This window comes from Kaistia terrae (genome assembly GCF_026344005.1).
GTDB classification, from domain to species: domain Bacteria; phylum Pseudomonadota; class Alphaproteobacteria; order Rhizobiales; family Kaistiaceae; genus Kaistia; species Kaistia terrae.
In genome coordinates this window covers 143585-169680 of the sequence record NZ_JAPKNH010000008.1, presented here as the reverse complement: position 1 = coordinate 169680, position 26096 = coordinate 143585, and the positions used below count along the sequence as shown (strand labels likewise).

The following is a 26096-nucleotide window of genomic DNA, read 5'->3' as shown; positions in this document are numbered from 1 at the left end:
TCCCTAGCCGGCTTTGCCGATGGCGGCAGCCCTGGCGTTATCCTGCCACCATGTCGATTCCGGCGAGAAGCCGAAGTCCGGTTTTGTATCCGGCCAGCCGAACATATCCCAGACGGCGACGCGATGCGCCGTCGAAAGCCAGGCCGGAAACCAGATATGAAGCGATCTGAGCACGCGGTCCAGTCCGCGCATCAACGTCTCCAGTTCGGCACGATCCCTGACATTCGCCGCGCGCGCCACCAGGGCGTCGACCACCGGATGCTTCAGGCCCGCGAGATTGGAACCGCTCGGAACATCCGCGCTTGCCGAGCCAAAGATCTGCTCGATGCCATCGATCGGCGTGGCGTCGAACATGATGCGATGCGCCATGATGTCGAAATCGAAGTCGTTCTTGCGGCTTTGATATTGCGCCGCATCGACCATCCGCATCGAGGCTTTGACGCCGATTGCCTTCAGATTGGCGATCAGCGGCGACAAGACGCGCTCGAAGGCCTGCGACTGGATGAGGAACTCCAGCGCCAGCGTCTCGCCGGATGCATTGACCAGGTCATTGCCTTTCCGCTGCCAGCCCGCCTCGGTCAGCAGGGTGGAGGCTTGGCGCAAAAGCTTGCGGTCGCGACCGCTGCCATCGGCCTCCGGCGGCATAACAGCCAGACCGAATGCTTCGGCGGGAAGCTGGTTCCGGAACGGTTCGAGCAGTGCCAATTCGGCCGGGCTGGGCAGGCCGGTCGCGGCAAAGTCCGACTTTTCGAAGAACGAGGTCGAGCGGACATAAAGCCCGAAGAACAGGTTCTTGTTGGTCCAGGGGAAGTCGAGCGCCATGCCGATCGCCTGGCGGGTGCGCGGATCGGCGAATTTGGCGCGGCGCAGGTTGAAGAACCAGCCATACATGTCTGGCCGACGCTCTGCCGGGAAGGATGGCTTTTGCACCCGGCCGTCGCGAACGGCGGGAAAATCATAGCCCGTTGCCCAGGTCTTGGACGAGACCTCTTCGCGAAACGTGATCTCGCCCTTGGCAAAGGCCTGAAACTGCACCTCGTCGTCCTGGTAGAATTCGACCCGGATACGATCGAAATTATAGGCTCCGACGGCGACCGGCAGATCCCTGCCCCAATAGTCGGCGACGCGCTGGTATTCGATCGAGCGGCCGGGGCTGACCTTGCCGACGCGATAGGGGCCGGAGCCGAGCGGCGGGTCCATGGTCGAGGCTTCGAAATCGCGACCGGCATAATAGGCTCTGGAGAAGATCGGCAGCGTCGAGGCGACGATCAGCGGCACCTTGCGGTTCTGCTTGCCGGAAAACACGATTTTGACGTCGCGCGGTCCTTCGGCGGTCACCGAAACCATCTCGCGGATCGACTGCGAGATGTCGGGATGGCCCTTCTCTTTCAGTGTCTGGAACGAAAAGACGACGTCGTCGGCCGTCAGCGCCGAGCCGTCATTAAACGTCACGCCGTCGCGCAGGCGGAACGCATAGATGTTGCGGTCTTCCGAAACGGTGACGCTCTCGGCGATCAGGCCATAGGCCGAGCCGGGCTCATCGGTCGCCGCGGCCATCAGCGTGTCGAAGCAGAGCTCGATACGGGGCGGCGCGTCGCCCCGGAAGGTGAAGCCGTTCAGCGTGTTGAAGGTGTAGGCGTTCTGATTGTAGTACCAGCTCGGCGCGGAGAAAATGAAGCTGCCGCCTTTTGGCGCATCCGCGTTCAGATAGTCGAAATGCTTGAAGTCGCTCGGATATTTGAGGTCGCCGAAGATCGAAAGCCCGTGCGCGCCGGTCGCTTCGGCCGCCGAGGCGGAGATCGGGGCCGAGAGGCCGATCCATGGAGCGGTCGCCCCCGCCGCCGCGCCTGCGAGCAGGGCGCGGCGCGTCAGGCCAGATGCGCGGTGCGGGTCGTTCAAGGCCCGTTTGCTCAAGGCTTGGCCCCCAGGGCCTTCTCCTTGGCCGGATCGATCCACCAGGAATCGGTGTCGATGCCGACATAGTCGGGCTGCTTTTCCGGAATGCCGAACTTGTTCCAGTAAGCGACGTTGATCGTGTCGCTGTACCATTGCGGCACGACATAATAATTCCACAGCAGCACGCGGTCGAGCGCGTGGGTCGCGGCGACGAGGTCTTCGCGGTTGGTGGCGAAGACGACGCGGTCGATCAGCTTGTCGATGGCCGGGTTCTTGATACCCATCAGATTACGGCTACCGGGTGCGTCGGCGGCGGCCGAGCCCCACATCTCGCGCTGCTCGTTGCCGGGCGATTGCGACTGGCCAATCACGGTCGAGACGACGTCAAAGTCGAAATCGTTGGTTCGGGCGACATATTGCGCCGTGTCGACAACGCGAAGTCGCGCGTCGATGCCAATGCGCTTGAGATTCTGGATGTAAGGCGCGACGACGCGCTCGAAGGACGGGTCGCTCTCGAGGAACTCGATGGTGAAGGGTTCGCCTGACTTGGCGTTGACCAGTCGGTTGCCCTTCAACTCCCAGCCTGCTTCCTGGAGCAGGGAGAGAGCCTTGCGCAGATTGTCGCGGAACGCCTGCGGCGTGTCGTTCACCGGCAGCTTGAACGGCGTGGTGAAGACCTCAGGCGGAACCTGATCGCGCACCGTTTCGAGGATTTCCAGTTCCTTGCCTTCCGGAAGGCCGCTGGAAGCGAGGTCGATGCCGGCGAAGTAGCTCTCGATGCGCTTGTATTTGTCGAAGAACAGCGTGCGGTTCATCGTCTGGAAATCGAAGACGTAGTTGAGCGCTTCGCGGACGCGCGGGTCCTGGAACTTGTCGCGGCGCTGGTTGAGCACATAGCCCTGCATGCGGCCGGCGGCGTGATAGGGGAAGGAGCGCTGGACCACATTGCCGCGCTTGACCGCGTCAAAATCATATTCGGTCGTCCAGCGACCGATGCGGTTCTCCTGGCGGTAGTCATCGAGACCTCCCTTCTTGAAGGCCTCCCAGGCGGCGTTCGGGTCGCGGTAATAGTCGAACTTGATGCGATCGAAATTGTTGCGGCCGACGCGGGTCGGCAGATCCGCGCCCCAATAATCCGCCACACGCTTCCAGACGATCTGGCGGCCGGGCGAGAGGGATTCGATCGCGTAGGGGCCGGAGCCGAGCGGCGCCTCGAGCGTCGACTTCGAGATGTCGCGCTTCCTGCCGCTGGCGTCCGAGCCTTCCCACCAATGCTTGGGCAGGATCGCCAGGTCGCCCATGATATTGGGCAGCTCGCGATTCCCCGCCTTGTCGAAGGTGAAAGTGATCTCGCGGTCTCCGGTGATCTCCGCCTTGGCCACATTGGCGTAGTACTTGTTGTACATCGGGCTCTGGGCCTTCAGCGTCTCGAACGACCAGATGACGTCTTCCGGCGTGATCGGCTTGCCGTCATGCCAGCGCGCCTTCGGATTCAGGCGGAATTTCACCCAGGCGAAATCATCGGGATAGCTGAGCGCTTCGGCGATCAGGCCGTAATTCGTACCGGCCTGGTCGGTCGCCTGTTCCATCAGCGTGTCGTAGAGCAGGCCGCCGCCAAATGCGCCAAAGCCGGCCGCCGGCGTGCCCTGTACGATGTAGGGATTGAGACTGTCGAACGTGCCGACGGCGGCTCGGTTCAGCGTGCCGCCCTTGGGCGCGTCCGGATTGACATAGTCATAGTGCTTGAAGCCGTCTTCGTATTTCGGCGCCCCGATCAGCGAGGTCGAGGACCGCCAGACGTCGTCGGCCATCGCGCCGGTTGTCGCAGGCAGCAGCAGCGAAAGGCTGAACAGGGCGGCGGCGACAAACTTCATGGACGCGATTCTCCGGCTGGCTACACTCATTACTAAGGCGGATCGCGCGAAGGGCAACTCCTGCGTGATCGACTGAATCGTCATCGCAATAGAAAAAGGCCGGAGAGTGATCTCCGGCCTTTTGCAATTTGTCGCAGGAATGCGTGTCGCCTAGTGCGCGGCAGGCTGATCGGCCGGGGTTGCCGGAGCCGGAGCCGGAGCCGCGGGCGCGGCCGGGGCTGCAGGCGCAGCATCGGCAGGTGCCGCCGGTGCAGGCGTTGCCGGAGCAGGCTCCGCAGCCGGTGCTGCAGGAGCAGGCTCGGCTGCCGGTGCTGCGGGAGCAGCCGGAGCGGCATCCGTCGCCGGAGCGGCCGGTGCTTCGGCGGCGGCCGGCGCTGCTTCTGCCGGAGCAGCGGCTTCAGGGGTCGGCAGCGGAACCGGATCATGCGACAGCGAGCGCAGATATGCGATCAGATTGGCGCGATCCTCGGTCTTCGGCAGGCCAGCAAAACCCATCGCCGTGCCGGGCATGTCGGCCTTCGGGCTCTTCAGGAAGTGGTAGAGGTGCTCATAGGTCCACTTCTTGCCTTCGCCGTGTGCCGTCTGCATTGGGGCGGAGTATTTGAAGCCGTCGACGGAACCGATGCCGCGATCGACGATATTGTAGAGATCCGGGCCGACCTTGGAGCCGGCGCCCTCAACGAAGTTGTGGCAGGCCGCGCACTTCTTGGCGACAGCCGCGCCGGCGTCGACATTGGCGCTGGCGAGCAGTGTCGCAATCGGCGGGTCCTGCACAACGGCCGCAGCCGGACCACCCTCGGAAGTCTGTTCAGCGACCTCGATGATGAAACCCGGCTTGGCCGGAATCGCCGGCGAATAGATCACTCCCGAGAAGATGCTCAGAGACATCACCACCAGAAGCGTAAACAGGATCGCACCGACGATCTTGTTGAGCTCGAAAGAATCCATCGGTCTTGGCCCCAGACGCTTCGAAAAGGCTATAGGGGCCGGCAGCCCCCTTGGCGCCATGTCCCCCGCATATGGCGCGGAAACTACAAGCTTTCCAGTGTTGGGTGCAATACGTATGAACGCTTCCAGATTGAGACGTTTTGACACCCGCATGCCTGTCATCGGGCAAAAATCGAGGAAAACCCAATGCGTTCCGCCTCCGAGGCCCTGGTGCTTATCCCCGCTCGCATGGCTGCGACGCGGCTGCCGGGCAAGCCTTTGGCCGATATTCACGGCGTTCCGATGATCGTTCACGTCTGGCGCCGGGCCTTTGAGGCGCAAATCGGGCCGGTTGTCGTCGCCACCGACGATCACGATATCGCCGCCGCCGTTCGTGTTGCCGGCGGCGAGGCGGTGATCACCCGCACCGATCACGAGAATGGCTCGGCCCGTATTCACGAGGCGGCGGGTATCGTCGATTCGGCACGGCACTATGATGTCATCGTCAACGTCCAGGGCGATTTGCCGACGATTGAGCCGGCTTCGATCGCCGCCTGCTTCGCACCGCTCGCCGATCCGGCCGTCGATATCGCCACCATCGCGGCGCTGATCGATCGCGACGAAGATCGCACCAACGAGAATGTCGTGAAGATCGTCGGTTCGCCGCTTTCTGCGAATCGTCTGCGCGCCCTCTATTTCACGCGCGCCACCGCGCCCTGGGGTGACGGGCCGTTACTCCATCATATCGGCCTCTACGCCTATCGCCGCGCCGCGCTCGACCGCTATGTCGCGTTGCCGCCGTCCGCGCTGGAAAAGCGCGAGAAGCTGGAGCAATTGCGGGCGCTGGAGGCGGGGATGCGCATCGACGTCGCCCTCGTTGACGCCGTGCCGCTCGGTGTCGATACTCCCGCCGATCTCGAAAGGGCGCGCAGCCTGCTTGCCGCTCCCCACGGCCGCTAGCTCCTTGTCTGGTCGCGTTTTCTTCACGCGAACCGGAACCCACTTCGCTCGAAAACGCTCGAGTCGCCAGCAATCTTGAACAGAAGTCTCAATCCCATGAAGAAGATCGTGTTCCAGGGCGAGCCTGGCGCCAATTCCCACATCGCCTGTGCCGACGTCTATCCCGACTATGAGGCCATACCAGCCGCCACCTTCGAGGATTGCTTCCAGGCGATCACGCGCGGCGAAGTCGATCTCGCCATGATCCCGATCGAGAACTCGCTCGCCGGTCGCGTCGCAGATATCCATCATCTGCTGCCGGATTCGGGCCTGCACATCATCGGCGAGTACTTCTTGCCGATTCGCTTCCAGTTGATGGCGCTCAAGGGCGCGACGCTGGAGACGATCAAGACCGTCGAAAGCCATGTCCATGCGCTGGGCCAGTGCCGCCGCATCCTGCGCGAGCATGGATATCGCGCTGTCGTCGCCGGCGACACGGCGGGTGCTGCCCGTATCATTTCCGAGACCAGCGATTTGACGCGCGCTGCGCTTGCGCCGCGATTCGCCGCAGAGATCTATGGCCTCGATATCCTGGCCGAGAATGTCGAGGACGCGGAACACAATACGACGCGCTTCGTCATTCTTTCGCGCGAACCGGCACCTGCCGCCCATGACGGCAGTCCGGTGATCACCACCTTCGTCTTCCGCGTCCGCAACATTCCGGCCGCGCTCTACAAGGCATTGGGTGGTTTCGCGACGAATGGCATCAACATGACGAAGCTGGAGAGCTACCAGCTGGACGGCCGCTTCTCGGCGACGCGCTTCTATGTCGATGTCGAGGGCCATCCGAAGGACCCGGCTTTGGCGCGCGCGCTGGAAGAGCTCGCCTTTTTCTCGGCGGAGTTGCGCATTCTCGGCGTCTACGCGGCGGCCCCGTTCCGCGCCGATGTCGTTGAGCCGCACGACTAGGGCTGCCTCATTCTGAGGCGGGCCTCAGGCCCTCAACCCAACCCTCTCCCGCAAGCCGGCGAGGGAGCTTTCTTCACCTCTCCCTGAGGGAGAGGTTTGCGCGACGCTGGCCGACTATTTTGAGGGAGTCCTCGATCATCATCCTGAGGTGCCCGGCGCAGCCGGGCCTCGAAGGAGGGTCCAGGAAACGCCCCTGACGGAGACCACGGGGGATTTTCCCGACTTCATCTACAAGTCGGAGTGCCCGCTGGATCCTCCTTCGAGGCTTCGCTCACGCGAAGCACCTCAGGATGATGGGGGAGCCGGTCGATCGCCCTGAAGCGTAAGAACGCCCGCCAAAAAAGCCCTCGCCCGCTTGCGGGAGAAGGTGGGGTGAGGGACCTTCCGTCCGTTCAGCCCGCTTCGACCCAGGCGCGAATCAGCGTGTGGGCAATGGCCATGCGCGGGGGCGTCGAAAGGCCGTCCGTATGGTCTTCGTCCAGCATCGCCCGCGTCTCGTCGCGCGAGAACCAGCGACAATCTTCCAGTTCTTCGGTGTCCGGCACGATGTCGGTCGAAATCGCCTCGGCGATGCAGCCGATCATCAGCGACATCGGGAACGGCCAGGGCTGGCTGGCGTGATACGCGACGCGGCCGATCTTGATGCCCGCTTCCTCCTGGATCTCGCGGCGGACAGCGTCTTCGATCGTCTCGCCCGGTTCGACGAAGCCGGCCAGGCAGGAATAGGTGCCGGGCGCGAATCGCGCCTGCCGGCCCATCAGGCAGCGGTCGCCATCGACCGCCAGCATGATGGCAACCGGATCGGTGCGCGGGAATTTCTGCAGGCCGCAATTCGGGCAATCGCGGCGATAGCCGCCCTGCGCCATCGTCGAGCGCGTGCCGCACCGGCCGCAATGCCGGTTCACGGCATGCCAGTGCAGCAGCGCGCGCGCCTGTGCCAGCGCGCCGAGCGTGCCGGGCTCGACCGTATCCGACAGGATGCCGCCGGAATAGGCGGCGGTCGCCAGCGTGCGCAGCGGCACGGCGTGGAAGGCGTCAACGTCGAACGAGGTTTCGTTGCCGACGATCGCGGCGATGCGGGGCGAAGATCCTTCCCAACCGAGCAGGATCGCGTCGTCCATCAGGGCGCCGAGCGCCTTGGCCTCCTTGAGGCTAAAAAGGCTTTCCGAAGTCCCGCCGGCGCGCATCATTGCTTCATCGCCGCGCAGCAGGAAGACGCGCAGGTTCGGATCGGCGAGGGCAGCGGCATAGGTCGATTCGTTGCGCCCCTCGCTGCGGCGGTCGAGCGAATTGCCGGAAAAACCGACAGTCGTGCTGGGCTCGACAGGCGGCAAGCGATCAAAGAAATTGCGGGTCATGGTGCTGCTTGATGTGCGGGATCGGTGGTCGACGAGCTTGGACTCGCCCATGAATCTGGTGATTACGCCACAGACCCCTTATCCGCGATAGCCCCGATCAAGCTTCGGGCTTGCCATTTCGATCGGGAACGACGATATGTCTCCGCGGGAGGTTGGTGGTGGACGAGCCACTCGCCAATCGGGTCAGGTCCGGAAGGAAGCAGCCCCAACGAGCCACGGCACGGGTCGCGTGCCAGCCTCCTACCTTTTTCCCAGCCATCGCGTCATCTCGATGATCAGACGGCGCGCCCTTCGGGGTGTGCTAAGGTCGGGAAAGCATGCCCGCGAGGGCAGCGCGAAATGGGCTTGGACAACAGGACGGTAGCGGGCGACGCATGGACGGCGGTGATCTTTCCAGCAACCCGAAGGACGGCGCGAACGGCGCCTACCGCGTGCTTGCGCGCAAATACCGGCCCCGCAGCTTTGACGATCTCGTCGGCCAGGAGCCGATGGTTCGCACCCTCAAGAACGCCTTCGAGACCGGCCGCATCGCGCAGGCCTACATGCTCACGGGCGTTCGCGGTGTCGGCAAGACGACGACGGCCCGCATTCTCGCCCGTGGCCTGAACTATTCCATTCCCGGCCAGGTCGACCGCCCGACCATCGACATGCCGACCCTTGGCGTCCATTGCGCCGAGATCATGGAAGGCCGCCATGTCGACGTGCTCGAGATGGATGCGGCTTCCAATAACGGCATCGACAACATCCGCGAGATCATCGAGGCCGTGCGCTACAAGCCGGTCACGGCGCGCTACAAGGTCTACATCCTCGACGAAGTGCACATGCTGTCCGGTGCTGCCTTCAACGGCCTGCTGAAGACGCTCGAAGAGCCGCCCGAGCATGTGAAGTTCATCTTCGCTACGACCGAAATCCGCAAGGTTCCCGTTACCGTCCTGTCGCGCTGCCAGCGCTTTGACCTGCGTCGGATCGAATCGGATCGGCTGATCGGCCTGCTGCGCTCGATAACCGAGAAGGAGCAGGTCGAGATCGGCGACGACGCGCTGGCTATGATCGCCCGCGCCGCCGAAGGTTCGGCGCGTGATTCGCTGTCGCTGCTCGATCAGGCGATTGCCCATGGTGCCGGCGCGATCTCGCCCGAGGACGTGCGGGGCATGCTCGGCCTCGCCGACCGCGCCCGTATCATCGACCTGTTCGAGGCTTTGATGGGCGGCCGCATCGCGGAAGCGCTGGCGCTGCTCAAGGAACAATATGACATTGGCGCAGATCCGGCCGTCGTGCTGCAGGATCTGGCTGCCTTTACCCATGCTGTGACGCGCTTCAAGGTCGTGCCGGATAGCGGCGAGGACGCCGCTCTGCCGCAGGAAGAACGGGTTCGCGGTCGGGCCTTGGCCGAAGTCGTTTCGCTCCGCGTTTTGGCGCGCGCCTGGCAGATGCTCTTGAAGGGCATCGAGGAAGTGTCAAGCTCGAGCCGGCCCCTGGCCGCCGCCGACATGGTTCTCATTCGCATTGCTCATGCCGCCGACCTGCCGACGCCGGACGAGGCGCTGCGCCTGTTGAAAAGTGGGGGGTTCTCGGCCGCTTCGCCGGGCGGCGCTGCGCCGCAGATTTCGCATCAACCGTCTTCCGCGCCGCAATCGTCAGGCGGTTCGAACGGTGGCCCGGTCGGCCAGATGCGCACCATCACCAACACGTCGCCAATGCCGGCTGCTACCATGGCGCAGCCGATGGGCGCGCCGCAGGCGAAGGCCGAGCCGGCGATCCGCTTCCAGCGCTTCGAGGATCTCGTCGCCTATGTCGGGCTGAAGCGCGACATCCCGTTGAAGCTGGCGCTCGAACAGCAGGTCAAGCCGATCCGCTTCGAGGCCGGCCTGCTGGAATTCGAGCCGACGCCGGATGCGCCGCGCACGCTGGCGCAGGATCTCGGCCGCAAGCTGACCGACTGGACCGGCGACCGCTGGGTGGTGGCGCTGGGCCGTGGTGCGACCGAGCCGACGATCGCTGAGGCGCGTGCCTTCGCCAAGGACAAGGCGCGCTCGGACGCCGCCGCTGATCCGCTGGTCGCCGCCGTGCTGTCGCGCTTTCCGGGCGCCAAGATCGTCGATATCCAGATCCGCGGCGCCGAAGAGCCCGAGGGCCTGCCGTCGCCGGCCGTTCCGGTCGACAATCCGGACGAAGCGCCCGATCCCGACGACGATTGATCCGTCGAACTTCCATCCATTCGAACCAGGAGAACCCGCATGCGCGACATTCTCGGCATGATGAGCAAGGCCAAGGAACTGCAATCCAAGATGCAGGACATGCAGGCCGAAGTTGCCAACATCGAGGTTGAAGGTTCGGCCGGCGCCGGCCTCGTCACGGTTGTGATGACCGCCAAGGGCGACCTGCGCAAGCTGACCATCGATCCGTCGCTGTTGAAGCCGGAAGACGTCGAGATCCTCGAGGACCTGATCATTGCCGCCCATGCCGATGCGCGCGCCAAGGCCGAGCGCACCATGGCTGAGAAAATGGAAGCCCTGACGGGCGGCCTCGGCCTGCCGGCTGGTCTCAAGCTGCCGTTCTAGTCTGACGGAGAAGGGGCGAATGCATCGGCTTTCGTCCTTTTCGTTCCGCATAGCCAAGTAGAAAAATGTCGCGCAGCACTGCCGGTCCCGAGATCGAACGCCTGATCCAGCTTTTGGCGAGACTGCCCGGTCTTGGGCCGCGTTCGGCCCGGCGCGCGGCGCTGGCGCTGGTCAAGAAGAAGGACCAGCTCTTGGTGCCGTTGGCGGGCGCGATGACCGTCGCGGCCGAGCGTATCCTGACCTGCTCTGTCTGCGGCAACATCGATACGGCAGATCCCTGCACGCTCTGCACCGATCCGACACGCGACTCGAAGACGATCATCGTCGTCGAGGATGTGTCGGATCTCTGGGCGCTGGAGCGGGCCGGCGCCATGAAGGCGCGCTACCATGTGCTCGGCGGCACGCTCTCGCCGCTCGACGGCGTCGGGCCGGAGGATCTCAACATTGAATCGCTGGTCGGACGGTGTTCGACGGGCGAGGTGTTGGAAGTGATTCTAGCGGTCAACGCCACCGTCGACGGCCAGACGACCGCGCACGTCATCACCGACCGCCTGACCGGGACACCGGTCAAGGTCTCGCGACTTGCGCATGGCGTTCCGGTCGGCGGCGAACTCGATTATCTCGACGAGGGCACGCTCGCCGCCGCCATCCGCGCCCGCACGCCTTTCTAAGGCGGCCGCTTTCACGGAAGTTTTCTCGCCCGCTGCCGTAGAGGGGGCGGGATAGCCACTTGTCATCACGGGGGAACGAGCATGCCGTCCGAAATACCCGACGTCGCCATTCTGCTGGAAGCCCACCGCTTCTGGTTCGAGGAACTGGTTGCCGGCGTCGATGCGCCGGCCGAGCGGGTGAAGGTCTGGTTTTCGCGCCGCGACGCCACCGACGACGCTTGCCGCGTGCGATTTGGCGATCATCTCGATGCCGTCGCCGAGACGGATTGGCCGTTCGAGACGCTGCCGCCGGCGGCCGGGATCGGCTTCGTGCTGTTCCTCGACCAGTTTCCGCGCAACCTGTTTCGCGAGGATGGCCGCGCCTATGCCTATGACGCACGCGCCCGGGCGGCGGTGCGGCGGCTGATCGCCGGCGGGGTCGCGCGGTTCACGCCGATCGAGCGCGTCTTCCTCTATCTGTCGTTCGAGCACAGCGAGGAACTGGTGGACCAGGATCTTTCGGTCGAGCTGTTCGAGGCCCTTCTGGCCGAGGTGCCGGAGGCCGAGAAGGAGACCTATCGCTCGTTCGTCGACTACGCCGAGAAGCATCGCGACCTGATCCGCCGCTTCGGCCGCTTCCCGCACCGCAACGCCGATCTCGGCCGCGCCTCGACGCCGGAAGAGATTGAGTTTTTGAAGGACGGGCGCGGGTACTAAAGGAAGCTGTGTCACACTCGAACGGGGGACATACCTCACCTCTCCCTGAGGGAGAGGTCGACGGCCAAAGGCCGGCGGGTGAGGGTTTACGGCCTCACCGGATGGTTTCCTAAACCCTCACCCGGAGCTTCGCTCCGACCTCTCCCTCAGGGAGAGGTGAGGGACTGAACTCGACAATCAGGTTCACCACCAGCCAGATATGACCTACTCCCCGGCCAAGAGATCCGGCTGGCGGTCATAGGCGGGCGAACCTTCGTCGCCGAATTCCAGCGCCTCGATCTTCGCGCCGCGCGCGCTGAGCTTGCGGGTCGAGATCAGGATGTCGTCGATATCCCTGGACGCCAGGTCGAAATGCGTCTTCAGCTTGAGGACGCGGTCGTTCACCCGGCCGACATCCTCCATCAGCTTCATCACCTCGCCCTGGATCAGATGCGCCTGCTCGCGCATGCCGGCATCCTTCAGCACGGACTGAATGACCTGGATCGACAGCATCAGCAGCGACGGCGAGACGATGACGATGCGCAACCGGTGTGCGCCCTGGATCAGATCCTCGAAGCGCTCGTGGATGTCGGCGAAGATCGATTCGGACGGCACGAACATGAAGGCCGTGTCCTGAGTCTCGCCGGGGATCAGATAGCGCTCGGCGATGTCCTTCAGGTGCTTGGTAACATCGCGGCGGAACTGTGTCTCGGCGGCGCGCGTCAGCTCAGGCCCCTCGGCGGCGCGGATCGCGTTCCAGGCTTCGAGCGGGAACTTGGCGTCGACGACCAGCCCGGCCGCGCCATTCGGGAAGGCGACGACGCAATCCGGTCGGTTGCCGTTCGAAAGCGTCGCCTGGAACTGGTAGCCGCCCATCGGCAGGCCGTCCTGGACGATCGCCTCCATCCGCGCCTGGCCGAAGGCGCCGCGCGTCTGCTTGTTGGCGAGGATGTGCTGCAGCCCGACCACCTGGCTCGAAAGCTCGGTGATGTTGCGCTGCGCCGTGTCGATGACGGCGAGGCGTTCATTCAGTTTCGTGAGGTTTTCATGGGTGTTGCGGGTCGATTCGACCATGGTCTGGCCGATGCGGTGGCCAAGCCCGTCCATGCGGTTTGACAGCCCGTGCAGCAGCTCCGATTGCCGCGAACCAAAAACCTCCGCCATGGTCTGCATCCGGCCGGTCATCTCGCTCTGGATGCGCACCAGTTCGCCGATCCGGCGTTCGAATTCGCCGCCCAGCATCGCCTGTTCCGCCTCCGCCGCGTCGCGCCGGCTCATGCCGCGCCAGACCACGATCAGCACGAAGAAGAGCAGCGCGACGCCAAGGGCGGCGGCTGCCAGCACCAGCATGGCGACGGTGATCGGCCGATCGCCGACGGAGAAGAGGACATCCTGCATGGCCCCTTCATAGCAGATTCGCGTGCCAAGACGAGATCAAAACAAGAACATGGGCGCAATCGATACGCCCGTGCCCCATCATTCCTCGTTGACCGACCCGGCTGCATCTCTTATCTGAAACGGCTTAATCTGAGGTTTTCATGGCCCTACTCGACATCATCACACTGCCGGACGCGAAGCTGAGGCTCGTCAGCGAGCCGGTCGAGCGCATCGACGACGAATTGCTGCGCTTCATGGACGACATGCTGGAGACGATGTACGAGGCGCCGGGCATCGGCCTCGCCGCGATCCAGGTCGGCGTGCCGCGCCGCATCGTCACCATCGACGTCTCCGGCCGCGAGGAGGGCAGCAAGCCCGCGCCGCTGTTCCTGATCAATCCGGAAATCGTGACGAGCTCCGACGACCGTTCGGTCTATGAAGAGGGTTGCCTGTCGATCCCGGATTATTATGCCGAGGTCGAGCGCCCCGCTTCCGTGCGCCTGCGCTATCTCGATCGCGACGGCAAGCTGCAGGAAATCGAGGCCGACGACATCCTCGCTACCTGCGTGCAGCATGAAGTCGACCATCTCGATGGCAAGCTGTTCATCGATTATTTGTCCCGCCTGAAGCGCGACATGGTGATCAAGAAATTCGTCAAGGCTGCCAAGACGGGCATCCGGCCGGAATTCAAGTCGCATACGCCTGAAGAGATGTGAGGCGGATATGAGCCTCCGCGTCGTCTTCATGGGCACGCCCGACTTCTCCGTGCCCACGCTGGTCGAGATCATCGGCCAGGGACACGAGGTCGTCGCCGTCTATTCGCAGCCGCCGCGCCCGGCCGGTCGTGGCATGGCCGAGCGCAAGTCGCCGGTGCACGAGACGGCGGAGCGCTTCGGCATCCCCGTCTTCACGCCGAAATCGCTGAAGGGCGCCGACGAGCAGGAGGCCTTTGCCTCGCTCGACGCCGATGTCGCTGTTGTCGTCGCCTATGGCCTGATCCTCCCGCAGGCGATCCTCGACGCGCCGCGCGAAGGTTGCCTCAACCTGCATGCCTCGCTGCTGCCGCGCTGGCGCGGCGCCGCGCCGATCCACCGCGCCATCATGGCCGGCGATGCCGAGACCGGCGTCATGGTCATGCGCATGGAGGCAGGTCTCGATACCGGCCCCGTCGCCATGGCCGAGAAGATTGCCATTGCGCCCGACATCACCACAGGCGATCTGCACGACAAGCTCGCCCGGCTCGGCGCGGATTTGATGGTTCGGGCGCTCGCCGCCGCCTTGCGCGGCAGCCTCGATGCCGTGCCGCAGGCGGAAGAGGGTGTCACCTACGCCTCGAAGATCGACAAGGCCGAGGCCCGGATCGACTGGTCGAAGCCTGCCACGGATGTTCACAATCACATCCGAGGCCTGTCGCCGTTCCCGGGCGCCTGGTGCGAAATGACCTTTGGCGACAAGGTCGAACGCGTAAAAGTGCTGCGCTCGACGCTGGCAACCGGTTCTGGTGCGCCTGGGGCGGTGCTGGACGAGCAACTGACCATTGCCTGTGGCGAAGGCGCTGTCCGGCTGGTCGAGGTGCAGCGCGCCGGCGGCAAGCCGTTGCGGGCTACTGATTTCTTGCGCGGAGCATCGGTCGAAGCCGGTGCTCTCATCGGCTAGCCGATGCCTCGTTACAAAATCCTGATCGAATATGACGGCACGCCCTATGCGGGCTGGCAGCGTCAGAAAAACGCCCCCTCCGTGCAGCAGGCACTGGAAGCCGCCATCAAGCGGTTTACCGGCGAGGATGTGCTGACCTTTGGCGCCGGGCGCACCGATTCCGGCGTGCATGCGACGGGGCAGGTCGGCCATTTCGATCTCTCCGGCGAGTGGACCGGTCGCCGGATTCGTGACGCCATGAACGCTCAGCTGCGTCCTGCGCCGATCGCGATCCTTGAAGCCGAGCCGGTCGACGACAGTTTTGATGCGCGCTATTCGGCGGTGAAGCGGCACTATGTCTACCGCGTCATCGACCGACGCGCACCGGCGGCGCTCGAGATCAACCGGGTCTGGGATGTGCGAAAGCATCTCGACATTGACGCGATGCAGGAAGCCGCCAACTCGCTGCTTGGCTGGAACGACTTCACGACGTTTCGCTCGACGGATTGTCAGGCCCTGAGCCCGATGAAGACGCTGGACAAGCTGGACGTCCGGCGTGAGGGCGACCAGATCCTGTTCGAGGTCTCGTCGCGCTCGTTCCTGCACAATCAGGTGCGGTCGATGGTCGGCACGCTGAAAAAGGTGGGCGAGGGCAGTTGGCCCGTCGGCCGTGTCGCCGAAGTGCTGGAAGCACGCGACCGCAAAGCCTGTGGCCCGGTGGCCCCGGCAGGTGGTCTCTATCTGGTCCGCGTGGACTATGCCTCAGGCACCGAACAGCTTGCTGAAGATGCCGCTGAGGATGAGGCTTAGCGCCAGGTCAGCGCCTACCAGGCCGATCCGGAAGGCGACCGGGCCGCCGAGCGTCGCGCCGACAATCTGGTAGTGATAACGCAGCATGACGCCGATCACGGCCAGCGAGACGATGGCGGCGAACTCGATCGGCACCACGCCGAGCCCCGCCAGCAGCGCGATCAGCGCCTGCGGCGCCGCCATGATGACCGATGCCCAGTTCCGCACGACGATATAGGACGCGTAACTGCGCGCGATGCCGAGCCGCTTGGCGAAAATCGCCAGCAGAACCGGCATGGCGGTCCAGTCGAGCAGGAGGTCGAGGCCGCGCGACACGATGAACATCCCGTCGGTCGGTCCGGCGATGGTGACGTCTTCGGGGCGCAGCCGATGCTCGACGGCGATGCTGATCGCAAAGAAGGGCAGCATGTAGAGGATCGCGCCGAACGAGCGCCAGAAACCGTCGACGCTGAAATCGAAACGCCGCAGCCCGTCGCGCCGGCCGAGAAAGAACTCGAGCGCGCCGATCAGCGCGCTGGAGGCGGATGGGCTGATCATCGGGCTGCCGCCGTCACGCAAAATACTGGTCGAGAAAGCCGCGATAGATTGCCGTGAGCGCCACGAGATCGGCAACCGCCACCCGCTCGTCGATCTGGTGCATGGTCTGGCCGACCAGTCCGAACTCGACCACGGGACAATAATCCTTGATGAAGCGGGCATCCGATGTGCCGCCACTGGTCGAAAGCGCCGGGCGGCGGCCGGTCGTCTCTTCGACCGCGTCCGACAGCGTGCCGATCAGCTTCTCCGAATGAGTCAGGAACGACGCGCTGCCGGTCGGCACCAGATCGAGTTCGAAGACGATCTCGTTGCCGGCCGCGTCCTGGAGCCGGTTCAGCAGCCAGGCTTCCAGCGTGTCGCGGTTCCACTCGTCGTTGAAGCGGATGTTGAAGCGGGCGCTGGCCTCGGCCGGGATGACATTCCATGCCGTGTTGTCGACGGTGAGCCCGACGAATTCGAGATTCGAGGCATCAAAACGTTCATTGCCGTGATCGAGCGCTTCCGCAGTCAGCCGGCGGATCAGCTTCATCAGTTGCGGGATCGGGTTTATCGCCAGATGCGGATAGGCAACATGGCCCTGACGACCCTGTACGGTGATCGTTCCGGAGAGGCTACCGCGCCGTCCGACCTTGATGGCATCGCCGAGCGCCTGCGGGTTGGTCGGTTCGCCGACGATCGCCGCGTCAAAACGATGGCCGCGCTTGGCCGCCCAGTCGAGCAGCTTGACCGTGCCGTTGATCGAAGGACCTTCCTCGTCGCCGGTGATCAGCAGCGAGATCGTTCCCTGCTGCAACCTGTCCTCGGCGAGGAAATCGAGCGCCGCCGCCGCGAAAGCAGCGATGCCGCCCTTCATATCGACCGCGCCGCGGCCATACAGAATGCCGTCCACGATGTCGCCGGAGAACGGGCCATGCTGCCAATGCGCTTCGTCGCCGGGCGGCACCACGTCGGTGTGGCCGGCAAAGACGAAGTGCGGCGCGCCGCTGCCGATGCTGGCGAACAGGTTTTCGACGTCCGGCGTGCCGGCCTCGGAAAACACCGGCCGATCGACGGTGAATCCGGCTTCGGTCAGGACGCTGTCCAGATAGGCGAGCGCCCCGCCTTCAGCCGGCGTCACCGACGGGCAGCGGATGAGGTCTTGCAGGATGCGAATGGGGTCGCTGGCCATGGCATTGGGTCCTGCTGGAGCGGTGTCGAGCGAAGCGGGTGTTGGTTCGCGTGAAGAGAACGCCAACCAACAGGGAGCTAGTTCATTTCATCGTTTGGTGAAACGGCGAAATAAACTAGTCGCGAAGCAGCTCGTTGACGCTGGTCTTCGAGCGGGTCTTGGCGTCGACCTTCTTGACGATTACGGCGCAATAGAGCGACGGGCCGGGCTGGCCGTTTGGCAGGTTCTTGCCGGGCAGCGAGCCGGAGACGACAACGGAGTAGGGCGGTACGCGGCCGATATGGATCTCGCCCGTCTCGCGGTCGATGATCTTGGTCGAAGCGCTGATGAACACGCCCATCGAAATGACGGAGCCTTCGCCGACGATGACGCCCTCGACGACTTCGGAACGGGCGCCGATGAAGCAATTGTCTTCGATGATGGTCGGGCTGGCCTGCAGAGGCTCAAGCACGCCGCCAATGCCGGCGCCGCCGGAAAGATGGACGTTCTTGCCGATCTGGGCGCAGGAGCCGACGGAGGCCCAGGTGTCGACCATGGTGCCGGAATCGACGTAGGCGCCGAGATTGACGAAGGACGGCATCAGGATGACGTTCGGGGCGATATAGGCCGAGCGACGGACGACGGAGCCCGGTACGGCGCGGAAGCCAGCCTTGGTGAACTCGTCCGGGCCCCAGCCTTCAAACTTGGTCGGCACCTTGTCCCACCAGGTCGAGTTGTTCGGCGCGCCGGGGACCGGCGCCATGTCGTTCAGGCGGAAGGAGAGCAGCACAGCCTTCTTCAACCAGTCATTGATGACCCAATCGCCATCGATCTTTTCCGCGACGCGAACCTGGCCGAGATCGAGCAGGCCGAGCGTGGTCTCGACCGTCGAGCGGATGGCGCCCTGCGTCGCGGGGCTGATGCTCGCGCGATCCTCGAAGGCGGCTTCGACGGTGGACTTCAGGGCGGCGAGGTCGTGCGTGGTCATCGTTCTTCCTTGGCAACGAGCATCTTCCGGCGCGTGCGCGGCCGGAACGGTTCGGGCCGGACGATATCGGGCAATCGGGGGAAGTCAACGCGCAAGGCGTGGAGGCGGCTGTTTTCGCGCGCCGGGTGGCCGATAGAGGGCTCTGGGCGTGAGGAAGAAGGAGTTGGTCGAGAAGCGGTCCCTGCCGGCAGGGGCGACCGGCAGGGACGTTCGGTCAAAACTGCAGCGTTACGCCGCCGACGATCGTCCGGCCGCGACCATTCTGGTCGGTCGAGTCGCCGGACACGGCAGGGCTATAGGCGACGTCGGTCAGGTTCTCGACATTGACGAAGGCGGTCGCACGCTCGCTCGCCTTGTAGGAGGCGTAGAGGTCGTAGAGCGTGTAGCCGTCCTTCTCGCCCGTATCGCCGAAGCCGGTGGCAAAGCGGCTGCCGCTGACACGGTTCATCTTGCCGCCGATGGTCAGCGCCTTGTCGAACAAGCGGATGCCGATATCGACGGTCGAATAGTCCTCCGGCAGGAAGGTGCTGTCGCCATTGCCGATGCCGGCGCCCCAGCCAACCGGCTGGTTCATGTCGGAGAAGGTCATTCCGAGGTTCACATAGGCGAAGCCGGCGTCGTATCCGCCCTCGATCTCGACGCCGCGCGAGTGCGTCGTCCCCGGAACATTGACCCAGATCGCCCGCTGGTAGGGATCGCCTGGCAGCGTCAGCAGGTCGTTGACGATGTAATTTTCGATCGCCATGTCGAAATAGTTGACCTTCAAGCGAAGCGCGTCGTTCTCCAGCAGCAGGTCGTTCTTCAGCACGTTGGCGCCGACTTCCCAGCCCTTGCTGGTCTCGGGCTCCAGATAGAAGTTGGAGTACTGGCCGCCGCCGACGCCGGCGCCGATCGGCACCAGGGCCCAGAGCGCCTCGCGCGCCGATGGCGGGCGATAAGTGTGGGCATAGGTGACATAGGGCTGCAGCCAGTCGAACGGCTTCGCGGACAAGGTGATCTTCGGGTTCAGCGAATTACCGTCGCGCGAGACGTCGACATTGCCGCCGGTGTCCGGGCAGAAGCCGACGCCTGCCGTGCACGGGCTCTGGTGGCCGGACAGCGTCCAATAGTCGTAGTTCAGCCCGCCGTTCAGCTCGAACATGCCCCAGTTCAGGCCGACATCGGTGAAGGCGCGCGCCTTCTCCATGGTTCCCGGCGGGTTGGCGCCGCGGTACTGGTTGACGGTGTAGTCGTCCGACGTATAGGCGCCGCCATAGGTCCAGTTCAGCCCGATCGTGTCGGTCAGGTTGAATCGGCTGGTATTGGCGATATCGAAGCCGAGGCCGACCGCTTCGGTCTCGCGAAAGCGATAGGAACCGCCGAACGTCGGGTCGTAGACCATGTCGGTCTTGTTGTAGAAGGCGTTGATCTTCAGGTCGATCCAGTTGCTGTCCGGATCGTAGTGGTAGTTGGCCGTGTAGGTGGCGTTCTTCACACCCCAGTCATAGCCGGAGACGATGAAGGCGTTGTCGTACCAGCGGCCGCCGAGCTTCAGATCATGCTCGTCATTCGGCTGATAGTGCAGCTTGACGAGGCCGGAGGTGGGCGAGTTGCTGGCGTCGGGCGTGTTCATGACGCCGTTGTCGCCGCGCCGGTAGTTTTCATGCTCGCTGTAGGACAGCGCGCCCATGATGCTGGCAGTGCCGAAATCCGGCAGGGAGGCGCGGGCGCCGCCGGCGATCATGCTCGAGAAGCCGAAGCCGTTGCTGCCGGTCTTGAGCCGGGTCATGACGCCGACGTTTTGGCCATCCAGGACGACGTCCTCGAAGTCGAGGGTGCGGAAGTTCACCGCGCCTGCCAGCGCGCCCATGCCATTGGCGCCGTTGACCGCGCCGCGCTCGACGCCGATGCCGGCCAGCAGGATGGTGTCCATGTAGAGCAGTTCGCCACCGGACGAGCCGTGGCCGGCAGTGTTGCGGAAGGTCTGCGGCACGCCGTCGATCATCGTCTTGACGCGGCCGTCCGACTCGAAGCCGCGGATGTTGACCGCGACACCCGGCTGGCTCGAGGTGATGCGCGTAAATGTGCCGGGGATTGAGCGGATGATGGCGTTTGCGTCGCCGCCGAACTTTTCCTGCACGACATCGCCGTCGACGACGCTGACGCCGCCTGGTGTCATGTAGGGTGCATCCATCACCGATCCGGCCGTCACGGTGATCGGCTCCAGCACAGTCTGGCCCTGGGATTCGCGCTTCTTCCTGGCAGCAGCTTCCTTGGTGTCCTCCGGTTCGGCAGCCGTCGTCGTTGCTGACGCGCTCTGTGCATAGGCAACGGTGCCAGGGAGTAACGTCAAAGATGTCGCGAGGATTGTCGTGGACAACAAAAGGTGTGCCACACTCACAGCGTGAGGGTGCAAAATAGCCTCCATCAGTAAATAGGGGAGACCAGTTGCTGGCTTTTCAATCTAAAGTCGCTGGCTGCTGGCAGGTGTGGCGCTGATTATGGCGACGGCTGACGCGAGTCAACGAATTGACGGAATTATGATCTATTATTGTTCAAAGGTTGGGTGGTATATTGTAAGTATTATTAGTATAGTTCGGATCTGTGCTGACGCAGCGTTTCGGGAACGCTTGACGCAGCGGTGGGCTCGCTTGCCCATGGGAGGCGCGAGCCGGGACCTGGCAGGCATTTCACGAATGCGGCTCACGGCAGAGGGATGGCGCCATCAGCGGAAAACGGTGGATGCAGGCAGGACTGTGGCGCTTCTGCCACGGTGATCGGCCGCCAGGCCATCAGGGGCGGGGAGCGATTCGGCCCAGGAAAACGCCGAGATCATCGGTCAGATGATCGATGTGGCCGGTGTTGGCGGCCGCTTCCCACGCTTCGACGGGAACGGCCCCAGTGCCGCGTGGAACCACGAGAACCGTTGCCATGCCGAGTGATTTCGGCACTTCGAGATTGCGCGGCAGATCTTCGAACATCACGGCCGAGGCGGGATCGATGTCGTTGTCGCTCAGGAAGCGAGCATAGGTGTCGGGATGTGGTTTGGGGACGAAGCCAGCGCGGACGATGTCGAAGATGTCGTCGAAGGGCGCGTCGAAGCCGATCCGGCTCAGGATTCGTTCCGCATGGCTCCTCGAACCATTGGTGAAGATGAAGCGTCGGCCCGGCAGCCGCGCAATTGCCGCGACAAGCGCGGGATCGGGCGTCAGCACCGAATGGTCGATGTCGTGGACGTAATCGAGGAAAGCATCCGGCGTGATGCCGTGCTCCACGATCAGCCCGCGCAGCGTGGTGCCATGGCGGCGGTAGTAATCCGCCCGCACGAGCGCTGCCGCCTCGGGCGAAATGGCCAGAAAGCCCTGCAGATAGAGAAGGATGCGCTGGCTGACCTGTCCAAACAGGCCGCTATGGCTTGGATAGAGCGTGTCGTCGAGGTCGAAAACCCACGAGCGGATGTCGGCGAACCGGGCGAGCGCCGGGTCCGTCGACAGCGGGTTTTCGGACATCCGACCGATCAGCGCTTGATCAGCGTGCCGGCGCCGCGCTCGGTGAAGAGCTCAAGCAGGACGGCATGTGGCGTCTTGCCGTCGAGGATGACGACACCCTCGACGCCGCGGTCGAGCGCCTCGATGCAGGTCTCGACCTTCGGGATCATGCCGCCTGTGATGGTGCCGTCGGCGATCATCGCCCGCGCCTCGGCAACCGACAGTTCCTTGATCAGCTGCTTGTTGCGATCCAGCACGCCGGGGACGTCGGTGAGGAACAGCAGGCGGGTCGCGTCGAGCGCGCCGGCAATGGCGCCGGCAAAGGTGTCGGCGTTGACATTATAGGTCTCGCCGTCCTCGCCCGCGCAAACAGGCGCCAATACGGGGATGATCTCGGACTTGGCCAGCACTTCCAGCACTTCGGTGCGAACCCGCGTCGGCTCGCCGACGAAGCCAAGGTCGATGACACGTTCGATGTTGGAATCAGGGTCGATGACGGTGCGCGTCAGGCGCTTTACCGTCACCATGTTGCCGTCCTTGCCGGTCAGGCCGATGGCGCGGCCGCCCGCTTCGGTGATCGTCTGCACGATCTCCTTGTTGATCGATCCGGCAAGAACCATCTCGACGACCTCGACGGTCGCCTTGTCGGTGATGCGCATGCCGGCCGCCCATTCGGACTTGATGCCGAGTCGGTTGAGCATGGCATTGATCTGCGGACCGCCACCATGGACGACGACCGGATTGATGCCGGCGAGCTTCAGAAGTGTGATGTCTTCGGCAAAGGCCTTGCCGAGTTCTTCCGAACCCATGGCATTGCCGCCGAACTTGACCACCACGGTCTTCTCGTCATAGCGCAGCATGTAAGGCAGCGCGGTGGCGATCAGTCGTGCGGTCAGCACGGGGTCGGTGCTGTCCTCAACCCGCATATCCATCCTCAAATCTCCGCTCCGCTGCACAAGGGCAGCGCTCTATAGCGATTTCGCGATGGCGGAACAATGACGGCGGCGGCTCGCCGCGCATCTTTGTCAGGTCGCGAGCTGGGCGATTTCGGCGCGCAGAAGATCCATGCCCTCGCCTGTCTCCGAAGAGGTGGCGATGACGATCGGAAAGGCGGCAGGACGCTTGGCGATGGCCACTTCCGTCGCTGCCTTGACGCGGGCGAGTTCGCCCGTCTTCAGCTTGTCCACTTTCGTCAGCACGATCTGGTAGGAGACCGCCGTTTCGTCGAGCAGATTGAGCGTCAGCATGTCGTTCGCCTTCAGCCCATGGCGCGAATCGATCAGCACATAGACGCGGCGCAGGCTGACCCGCCCCCGGAGGTAGTCCCGGATCATCCGGTTCCACGCATCGACGAGCTTCTTCGGGGCCTCGGCATAGCCATAGCCCGGCATATCGACGATCGACAGGCCGCTATTGGAGGTGAAGAAGTTCAGCTCCTGCGTGCGACCCGGCGTGTTCGACGTGCGAGCCAGGCCGATGCGGTTGGTCAGCGCATTGATCAGCGACGACTTGCCGACGTTCGAACGACCCGAGAAGGCGATTTCCGCCACGTCGATCGGCGGAAGATGCCCGATCGTGGGCACGCTCATCACGAACTCCCAGGCTTTGGCGAAGAAGAGTCGTCCCGCTTCGATACGGTCGATCTCTTCCTGATCGATCTCCGGCATTAGCTCTTGGCCTTTGTTGGTACGGTGGTCTTGTCGCCACCGTCCTTGGGCTTCTTCTTGAAGGTCGACATGATGTTGCCGAGCAGGTTCACGTCGACGCCCTGGCGCCGCATGATCACCCACTGCTGCGCAATCGACAGCGTGTTGTTCCAGGCCCAGTAGATCACCAGTCCGGCGGGGAACGTGCCGAGCATGAAGGTGAAGATCACGGGCATCCAGTTGAAGATCACCTGCTGCGCCGGGTCGGCCGGAGCCGGATTGAGGCGCATCTGGACCCACATGGTCACGCCCATGATCAACGGCCAGATGCCGATCATCAGCATGTGCGGCGGCGTCCAGGGGATCAGGCCGAACAGGTTGAACAGCGTGGTCGGATCCGGCGCGGACAGATCGCGGATCCAGCCGAAGAACGGCGCGTGCCGCATTTCGATGGTGACGAAAATCACTTTGTAGAGCGAGAAGAAGACCGGGATCTGGATCAGCACCGGCCAGCAGCCGGCGAGCGGATTGATCTTTTCCTTCTTGTAGAGCGCCATCAGCTCCTGCTGCTGCTTCACCTTATCGTCGGCGAAGCGCTCGCGCAGGGCTGCCATTTCCGGCTGCACCTTCTTCATCGCGCTCATCGACTTGTACGACTTGTTGGCGAGCGGGAAGAACACGGCCTTGACGACCACGGTGACGAGCAGGATGGCGACGCCGAAATTGCCGAACAGCCTGAAGAAATAGTCCATCAGGTAGAACAGCGGCTTGGTGAAGAAGTAGAACATGCCCCAGTCGATCAGCAGGTCGAACCGGTCGATGTTGAGGCTGGTCTGGTAGTTCTGGATCACCGACACCTGCTTGGCGCCGGCGAACAACAGGCCCTCGGCCGTCGCCGTGCTGCCGGGCTCGACGGTGATCGGCGCGCTCTGGAAGTCGGTCTGGTACAACGGCGTCGCGCCGCCGACATGGCTGAACTTCGCGTCGAACGTCTTGGCGCCGCGCGGAACAACGGCGGCAGCCCAATACTTGTCGGTGATGCCGAGCCAGCCCGCCGTGATGCCCTGGAAGCTGGAAGGGCCGTCTTCGCGAAGGTTCTTATAGGTGAACTCCTGCAAGCCCTTCTCGCCAAGAACGCCCAGCGGGCCTTCATGCAGGATGTAGTAGCCGGCGACATGCGGTTCGCCGAGGCGCGTGACGCGGCCATATGGCGACATGGTGACAGGAGCGCCTGTCGCGTTGGCGACCTCGTCCTTGACCGTGAACATGAACTCGCGATCGACCGAGATGGTCCGGGTGAAGGTAAGGCCGGCGCCATTGTCGAAGGAGAGGGTAACGGGCGTCTCGACCGTCAGCTTGGCGTCTGCCGGCGCGGTCCAGAGAGTGTCCGGTCCCGGTGCGACGACGCCGGCGGGAGCGACCCAACCGAACTCGCCGAAAAAGCCGTCCGGCCCGTTGGAGGGCGACAGCAGAATGATGGTCGGGCTGTTCGGCTCGACCGTTTCGCGGAAACCGTCGAGATGCAGATCGTCGAGGCGGCCGCCCTTCAGATTGATCGAGCCGGTGACGGAAGGCGTGTCGATGGCGACGCGGGGGCTGGTGGCAAGCGCGGCGTCGCGCGTCAGGAGCGCGCCGACGGGCGGCTGCGCCGGAGCGGCGCCGGGCGCGGCAGAGTTGGCGTTGGCCGCGGCAGTGCTGCCCGCGTCCAGCTGTTGCTGCGTCTGCGTAATCTGGCGGGTCTGCTCAAGCTGCGGGCCCGCGACGAAATACTGCCATCCGAAGACGACCGCCACTGAAAGGATGACGGCTAGGATCAGATTGCGGTTATCGGTCATCGTTCACGTCTTTCGGGTGAGGTCGCTTGGCCCGGCTGCCGGGCTGTTTCCTTGCCGCGCTCATTTTGCCGCGGCCCGGACGACGGACGCTTTAACGCGTCGAAGCCGGAGATAAGATCGGTCACGAGAGTTTCGAAGGGCAGCGACAGTGTGGCGCGGCGGCCGACCAGAACATAGTCGGTGCCCGGAACCGCGTGCTCTGCACCGGCGATGCGGATGGCTTCACGCAGGCGCCGCCGAATCCGGTTGCGCTCGGGCGAATTGCCCATCTTCTTCGTAACCGTATAACCCACGCGAGCCGGATGAACGGGATCATCCGCGCGCGGATTTCGTTTTTGCAAAACAAAGCCGCGCCGGGAGGCTCGGGGCCCTCCGGCGACGGCAAGGAATTCGGCGCGTTTCTTGAGACGATCCATGGTCTTCACGTGATCCATGGGAGGCCCTTCCGGACGCCGGCCGGCTTTCCCTCGGCCTGATTAGGCAGAGAGCTTCTTACGGCCCTGCGCGCGGCGAGCCGTAATGACCTTGCGTCCACCAACGGTGGCCATACGGGAACGGAAGCCGTGGCGGCGGGCGCGAACGAGCTTGCTAGGTTGATACGTGCGCTTCATGCGTCGTCACCGCTTGGGGCGGCCCCTCGAATTCGAATGTTTATCATCGGATGAGCGAGCCTTTCCGGTGGTACAAGACCCATGCCACGACGATTGCCATGGCACGACGGAAAGCATGCTCTCGTGAGCCCGGCTTATACGGACTAGGGAAACCCAAGTCAACGCGAGTCCGG

24 protein-coding genes and 1 other RNA gene are annotated in these 26096 nt (G+C 63.9%); 10 read left to right on the top strand and 15 right to left on the bottom strand.

Annotation, left to right across the window (positions count from 1 at the left end):
- Nucleotides 1-3 precede the first annotated feature (3 nt).
- From OSH12_RS20510 to OSH12_RS20500, 3 genes are all read right to left on the bottom strand, one after another.
- Nucleotides 4-1914, bottom strand: coding sequence for an extracellular solute-binding protein (locus tag OSH12_RS20510; protein ID WP_266345480.1), 1911 nt, complete (start codon nucleotides 1912-1914; stop codon nucleotides 4-6).
- Complete coding sequence (locus tag OSH12_RS20505) at nucleotides 1911-3770, bottom strand: extracellular solute-binding protein (RefSeq protein WP_266345479.1); 1860 nt, start codon at nucleotides 3768-3770, stop codon at nucleotides 1911-1913. Before OSH12_RS20505 ends, OSH12_RS20510 begins: the two co-directional genes overlap by 4 nt.
- A 150-nt stretch (nucleotides 3771-3920) precedes the next feature.
- The gene (locus OSH12_RS20500; RefSeq protein ID WP_266345478.1) at nucleotides 3921-4718 is read right to left on the bottom strand and encodes a c-type cytochrome; all 798 of its coding nucleotides are present in this window, start codon (nucleotides 4716-4718) and stop codon (nucleotides 3921-3923) included.
- A 186-nt stretch (nucleotides 4719-4904) separates the two neighbouring features.
- Here OSH12_RS20500 and OSH12_RS20495 point away from each other — a divergent pair, with 186 nt between their 5' ends.
- Both OSH12_RS20495 and OSH12_RS20490 read left to right on the top strand, forming a co-directional pair.
- Entirely contained in the window at nucleotides 4905-5657 is a 753-nt protein-coding gene (locus tag OSH12_RS20495) for a 3-deoxy-manno-octulosonate cytidylyltransferase (protein ID WP_266345477.1), read from the top strand.
- A 96-nt stretch (nucleotides 5658-5753) separates the two neighbouring features.
- Entirely contained in the window at nucleotides 5754-6605 is an 852-nt protein-coding gene (locus OSH12_RS20490) for a prephenate dehydratase (RefSeq protein WP_266345476.1), read from the top strand.
- A gap of 392 nt (nucleotides 6606-6997) precedes the next feature.
- On the opposite strand, the gene nudC is transcribed toward OSH12_RS20490, so the two are convergent.
- Nucleotides 6998-7963 (bottom strand): NAD(+) diphosphatase, encoded by a 966-nt coding sequence (gene nudC, locus OSH12_RS20485; RefSeq protein WP_266345475.1) that lies wholly within the window; start codon nucleotides 7961-7963, stop codon nucleotides 6998-7000.
- Nucleotides 7964-8110: 147 nt separating this feature from the next.
- On the opposite strand from nudC, the gene ffs reads away from it, so the two are divergent.
- The 5 genes from ffs (at nucleotide 8111) to OSH12_RS20460 (ending at nucleotide 11891) form a co-directional block, all read left to right on the top strand.
- Nucleotides 8111-8207, top strand: an RNA gene (gene ffs, locus OSH12_RS20480) — signal recognition particle sRNA small type.
- 130 nt (nucleotides 8208-8337) lie between these two features.
- On the top strand, nucleotides 8338-10161 hold the full coding sequence (locus OSH12_RS20475; RefSeq protein ID WP_266345474.1) for a DNA polymerase III subunit gamma/tau: 1824 nt from the start codon (nucleotides 8338-8340) through the stop codon (nucleotides 10159-10161).
- A 39-nt stretch (nucleotides 10162-10200) separates the two neighbouring features.
- Nucleotides 10201-10524 carry a YbaB/EbfC family nucleoid-associated protein gene (locus OSH12_RS20470; protein WP_266345473.1) on the top strand — a complete coding sequence of 108 codons (324 nt, stop codon included), beginning with the start codon at nucleotides 10201-10203 and terminating at the stop codon, nucleotides 10522-10524.
- Between the two features lie 65 nt (nucleotides 10525-10589).
- Entirely contained in the window at nucleotides 10590-11195 is a 606-nt protein-coding gene (gene recR, locus OSH12_RS20465; protein ID WP_266345472.1) for a recombination mediator RecR, read from the top strand.
- An 81-nt stretch (nucleotides 11196-11276) separates the two neighbouring features.
- Nucleotides 11277-11891, top strand: coding sequence for a DUF924 family protein (locus OSH12_RS20460; protein ID WP_266345471.1), 615 nt, complete (start codon nucleotides 11277-11279; stop codon nucleotides 11889-11891).
- Between the two features lie 204 nt (nucleotides 11892-12095).
- On the opposite strand, the gene OSH12_RS20455 is transcribed toward OSH12_RS20460, so the two are convergent.
- Nucleotides 12096-13268, bottom strand: a complete 1173-nt coding sequence (locus OSH12_RS20455) for a DNA recombination protein RmuC (protein WP_323180700.1) — start codon at nucleotides 13266-13268, stop codon at nucleotides 12096-12098.
- Nucleotides 13269-13408: 140 nt separating this feature from the next.
- Here OSH12_RS20455 and def point away from each other — a divergent pair, with 140 nt between their 5' ends.
- The 3 genes from def to truA are packed head-to-tail and all read left to right on the top strand — an operon-like array spanning nucleotide 13409 to nucleotide 15692.
- On the top strand, nucleotides 13409-13963 hold the full coding sequence (gene def / locus OSH12_RS20450; protein ID WP_266345470.1) for a peptide deformylase: 555 nt from the start codon (nucleotides 13409-13411) through the stop codon (nucleotides 13961-13963).
- A 7-nt stretch (nucleotides 13964-13970) separates the two neighbouring features.
- Nucleotides 13971-14903 (top strand): methionyl-tRNA formyltransferase, encoded by a 933-nt coding sequence (gene fmt, locus OSH12_RS20445; RefSeq protein ID WP_266345469.1) that lies wholly within the window; start codon nucleotides 13971-13973, stop codon nucleotides 14901-14903.
- 3 nt (nucleotides 14904-14906) lie between these two features.
- Entirely contained in the window at nucleotides 14907-15692 is a 786-nt protein-coding gene (gene truA, locus OSH12_RS20440) for a tRNA pseudouridine(38-40) synthase TruA (protein WP_266345468.1), read from the top strand.
- Here truA and OSH12_RS20435 read toward each other — a convergent pair.
- From OSH12_RS20435 to rpmH, 10 genes are all read right to left on the bottom strand, one after another.
- Nucleotides 15645-16229 (bottom strand): hypothetical protein, encoded by a 585-nt coding sequence (locus OSH12_RS20435; protein WP_266345467.1) that lies wholly within the window; start codon nucleotides 16227-16229, stop codon nucleotides 15645-15647. The two genes, truA and OSH12_RS20435, sit on opposite strands and share 48 nt — an antisense overlap.
- A gap of 13 nt (nucleotides 16230-16242) precedes the next feature.
- Nucleotides 16243-17397, bottom strand: a complete 1155-nt coding sequence (gene dapE / locus OSH12_RS20430; protein ID WP_266345466.1) for a succinyl-diaminopimelate desuccinylase — start codon at nucleotides 17395-17397, stop codon at nucleotides 16243-16245.
- Nucleotides 17398-17512: 115 nt separating this feature from the next.
- A complete protein-coding gene (dapD, locus tag OSH12_RS20425) occupies nucleotides 17513-18364 on the bottom strand; it encodes a 2,3,4,5-tetrahydropyridine-2,6-dicarboxylate N-succinyltransferase (RefSeq protein ID WP_266345465.1) in 852 nt (283 codons plus the stop codon).
- Between the two features lie 214 nt (nucleotides 18365-18578).
- Nucleotides 18579-20696, bottom strand: a complete 2118-nt coding sequence (locus tag OSH12_RS20420) for a TonB-dependent receptor domain-containing protein (RefSeq protein WP_266345464.1) — start codon at nucleotides 20694-20696, stop codon at nucleotides 18579-18581.
- A gap of 439 nt (nucleotides 20697-21135) precedes the next feature.
- A complete protein-coding gene (locus OSH12_RS20415) occupies nucleotides 21136-21852 on the bottom strand; it encodes a pyrimidine 5'-nucleotidase (RefSeq protein ID WP_266345463.1) in 717 nt (238 codons plus the stop codon).
- An 8-nt stretch (nucleotides 21853-21860) separates the two neighbouring features.
- Entirely contained in the window at nucleotides 21861-22763 is a 903-nt protein-coding gene (gene argB, locus OSH12_RS20410) for an acetylglutamate kinase (protein WP_266345462.1), read from the bottom strand.
- 93 nt (nucleotides 22764-22856) lie between these two features.
- Nucleotides 22857-23498: a ribosome biogenesis GTP-binding protein YihA/YsxC gene (gene yihA / locus OSH12_RS20405; RefSeq protein WP_266345461.1), complete on the bottom strand. Its 642-nt coding sequence runs from the start codon at nucleotides 23496-23498 to the stop codon at nucleotides 22857-22859.
- Nucleotides 23498-25312 carry a membrane protein insertase YidC gene (gene yidC / locus OSH12_RS20400; RefSeq protein ID WP_266345460.1) on the bottom strand — a complete coding sequence of 605 codons (1815 nt, stop codon included), beginning with the start codon at nucleotides 25310-25312 and terminating at the stop codon, nucleotides 23498-23500. The genes yihA and yidC overlap by 1 nt, the downstream gene beginning before the upstream one ends.
- On the bottom strand, nucleotides 25309-25746 hold the full coding sequence (gene rnpA, locus OSH12_RS20395; protein ID WP_266345459.1) for a ribonuclease P protein component: 438 nt from the start codon (nucleotides 25744-25746) through the stop codon (nucleotides 25309-25311). The genes yidC and rnpA overlap by 4 nt, the downstream gene beginning before the upstream one ends.
- 42 nt (nucleotides 25747-25788) lie before the next feature.
- Nucleotides 25789-25923, bottom strand: coding sequence for a 50S ribosomal protein L34 (rpmH, locus tag OSH12_RS20390; protein WP_266345458.1), 135 nt, complete (start codon nucleotides 25921-25923; stop codon nucleotides 25789-25791).
- Nucleotides 25924-26096 lie beyond the last annotated feature (173 nt).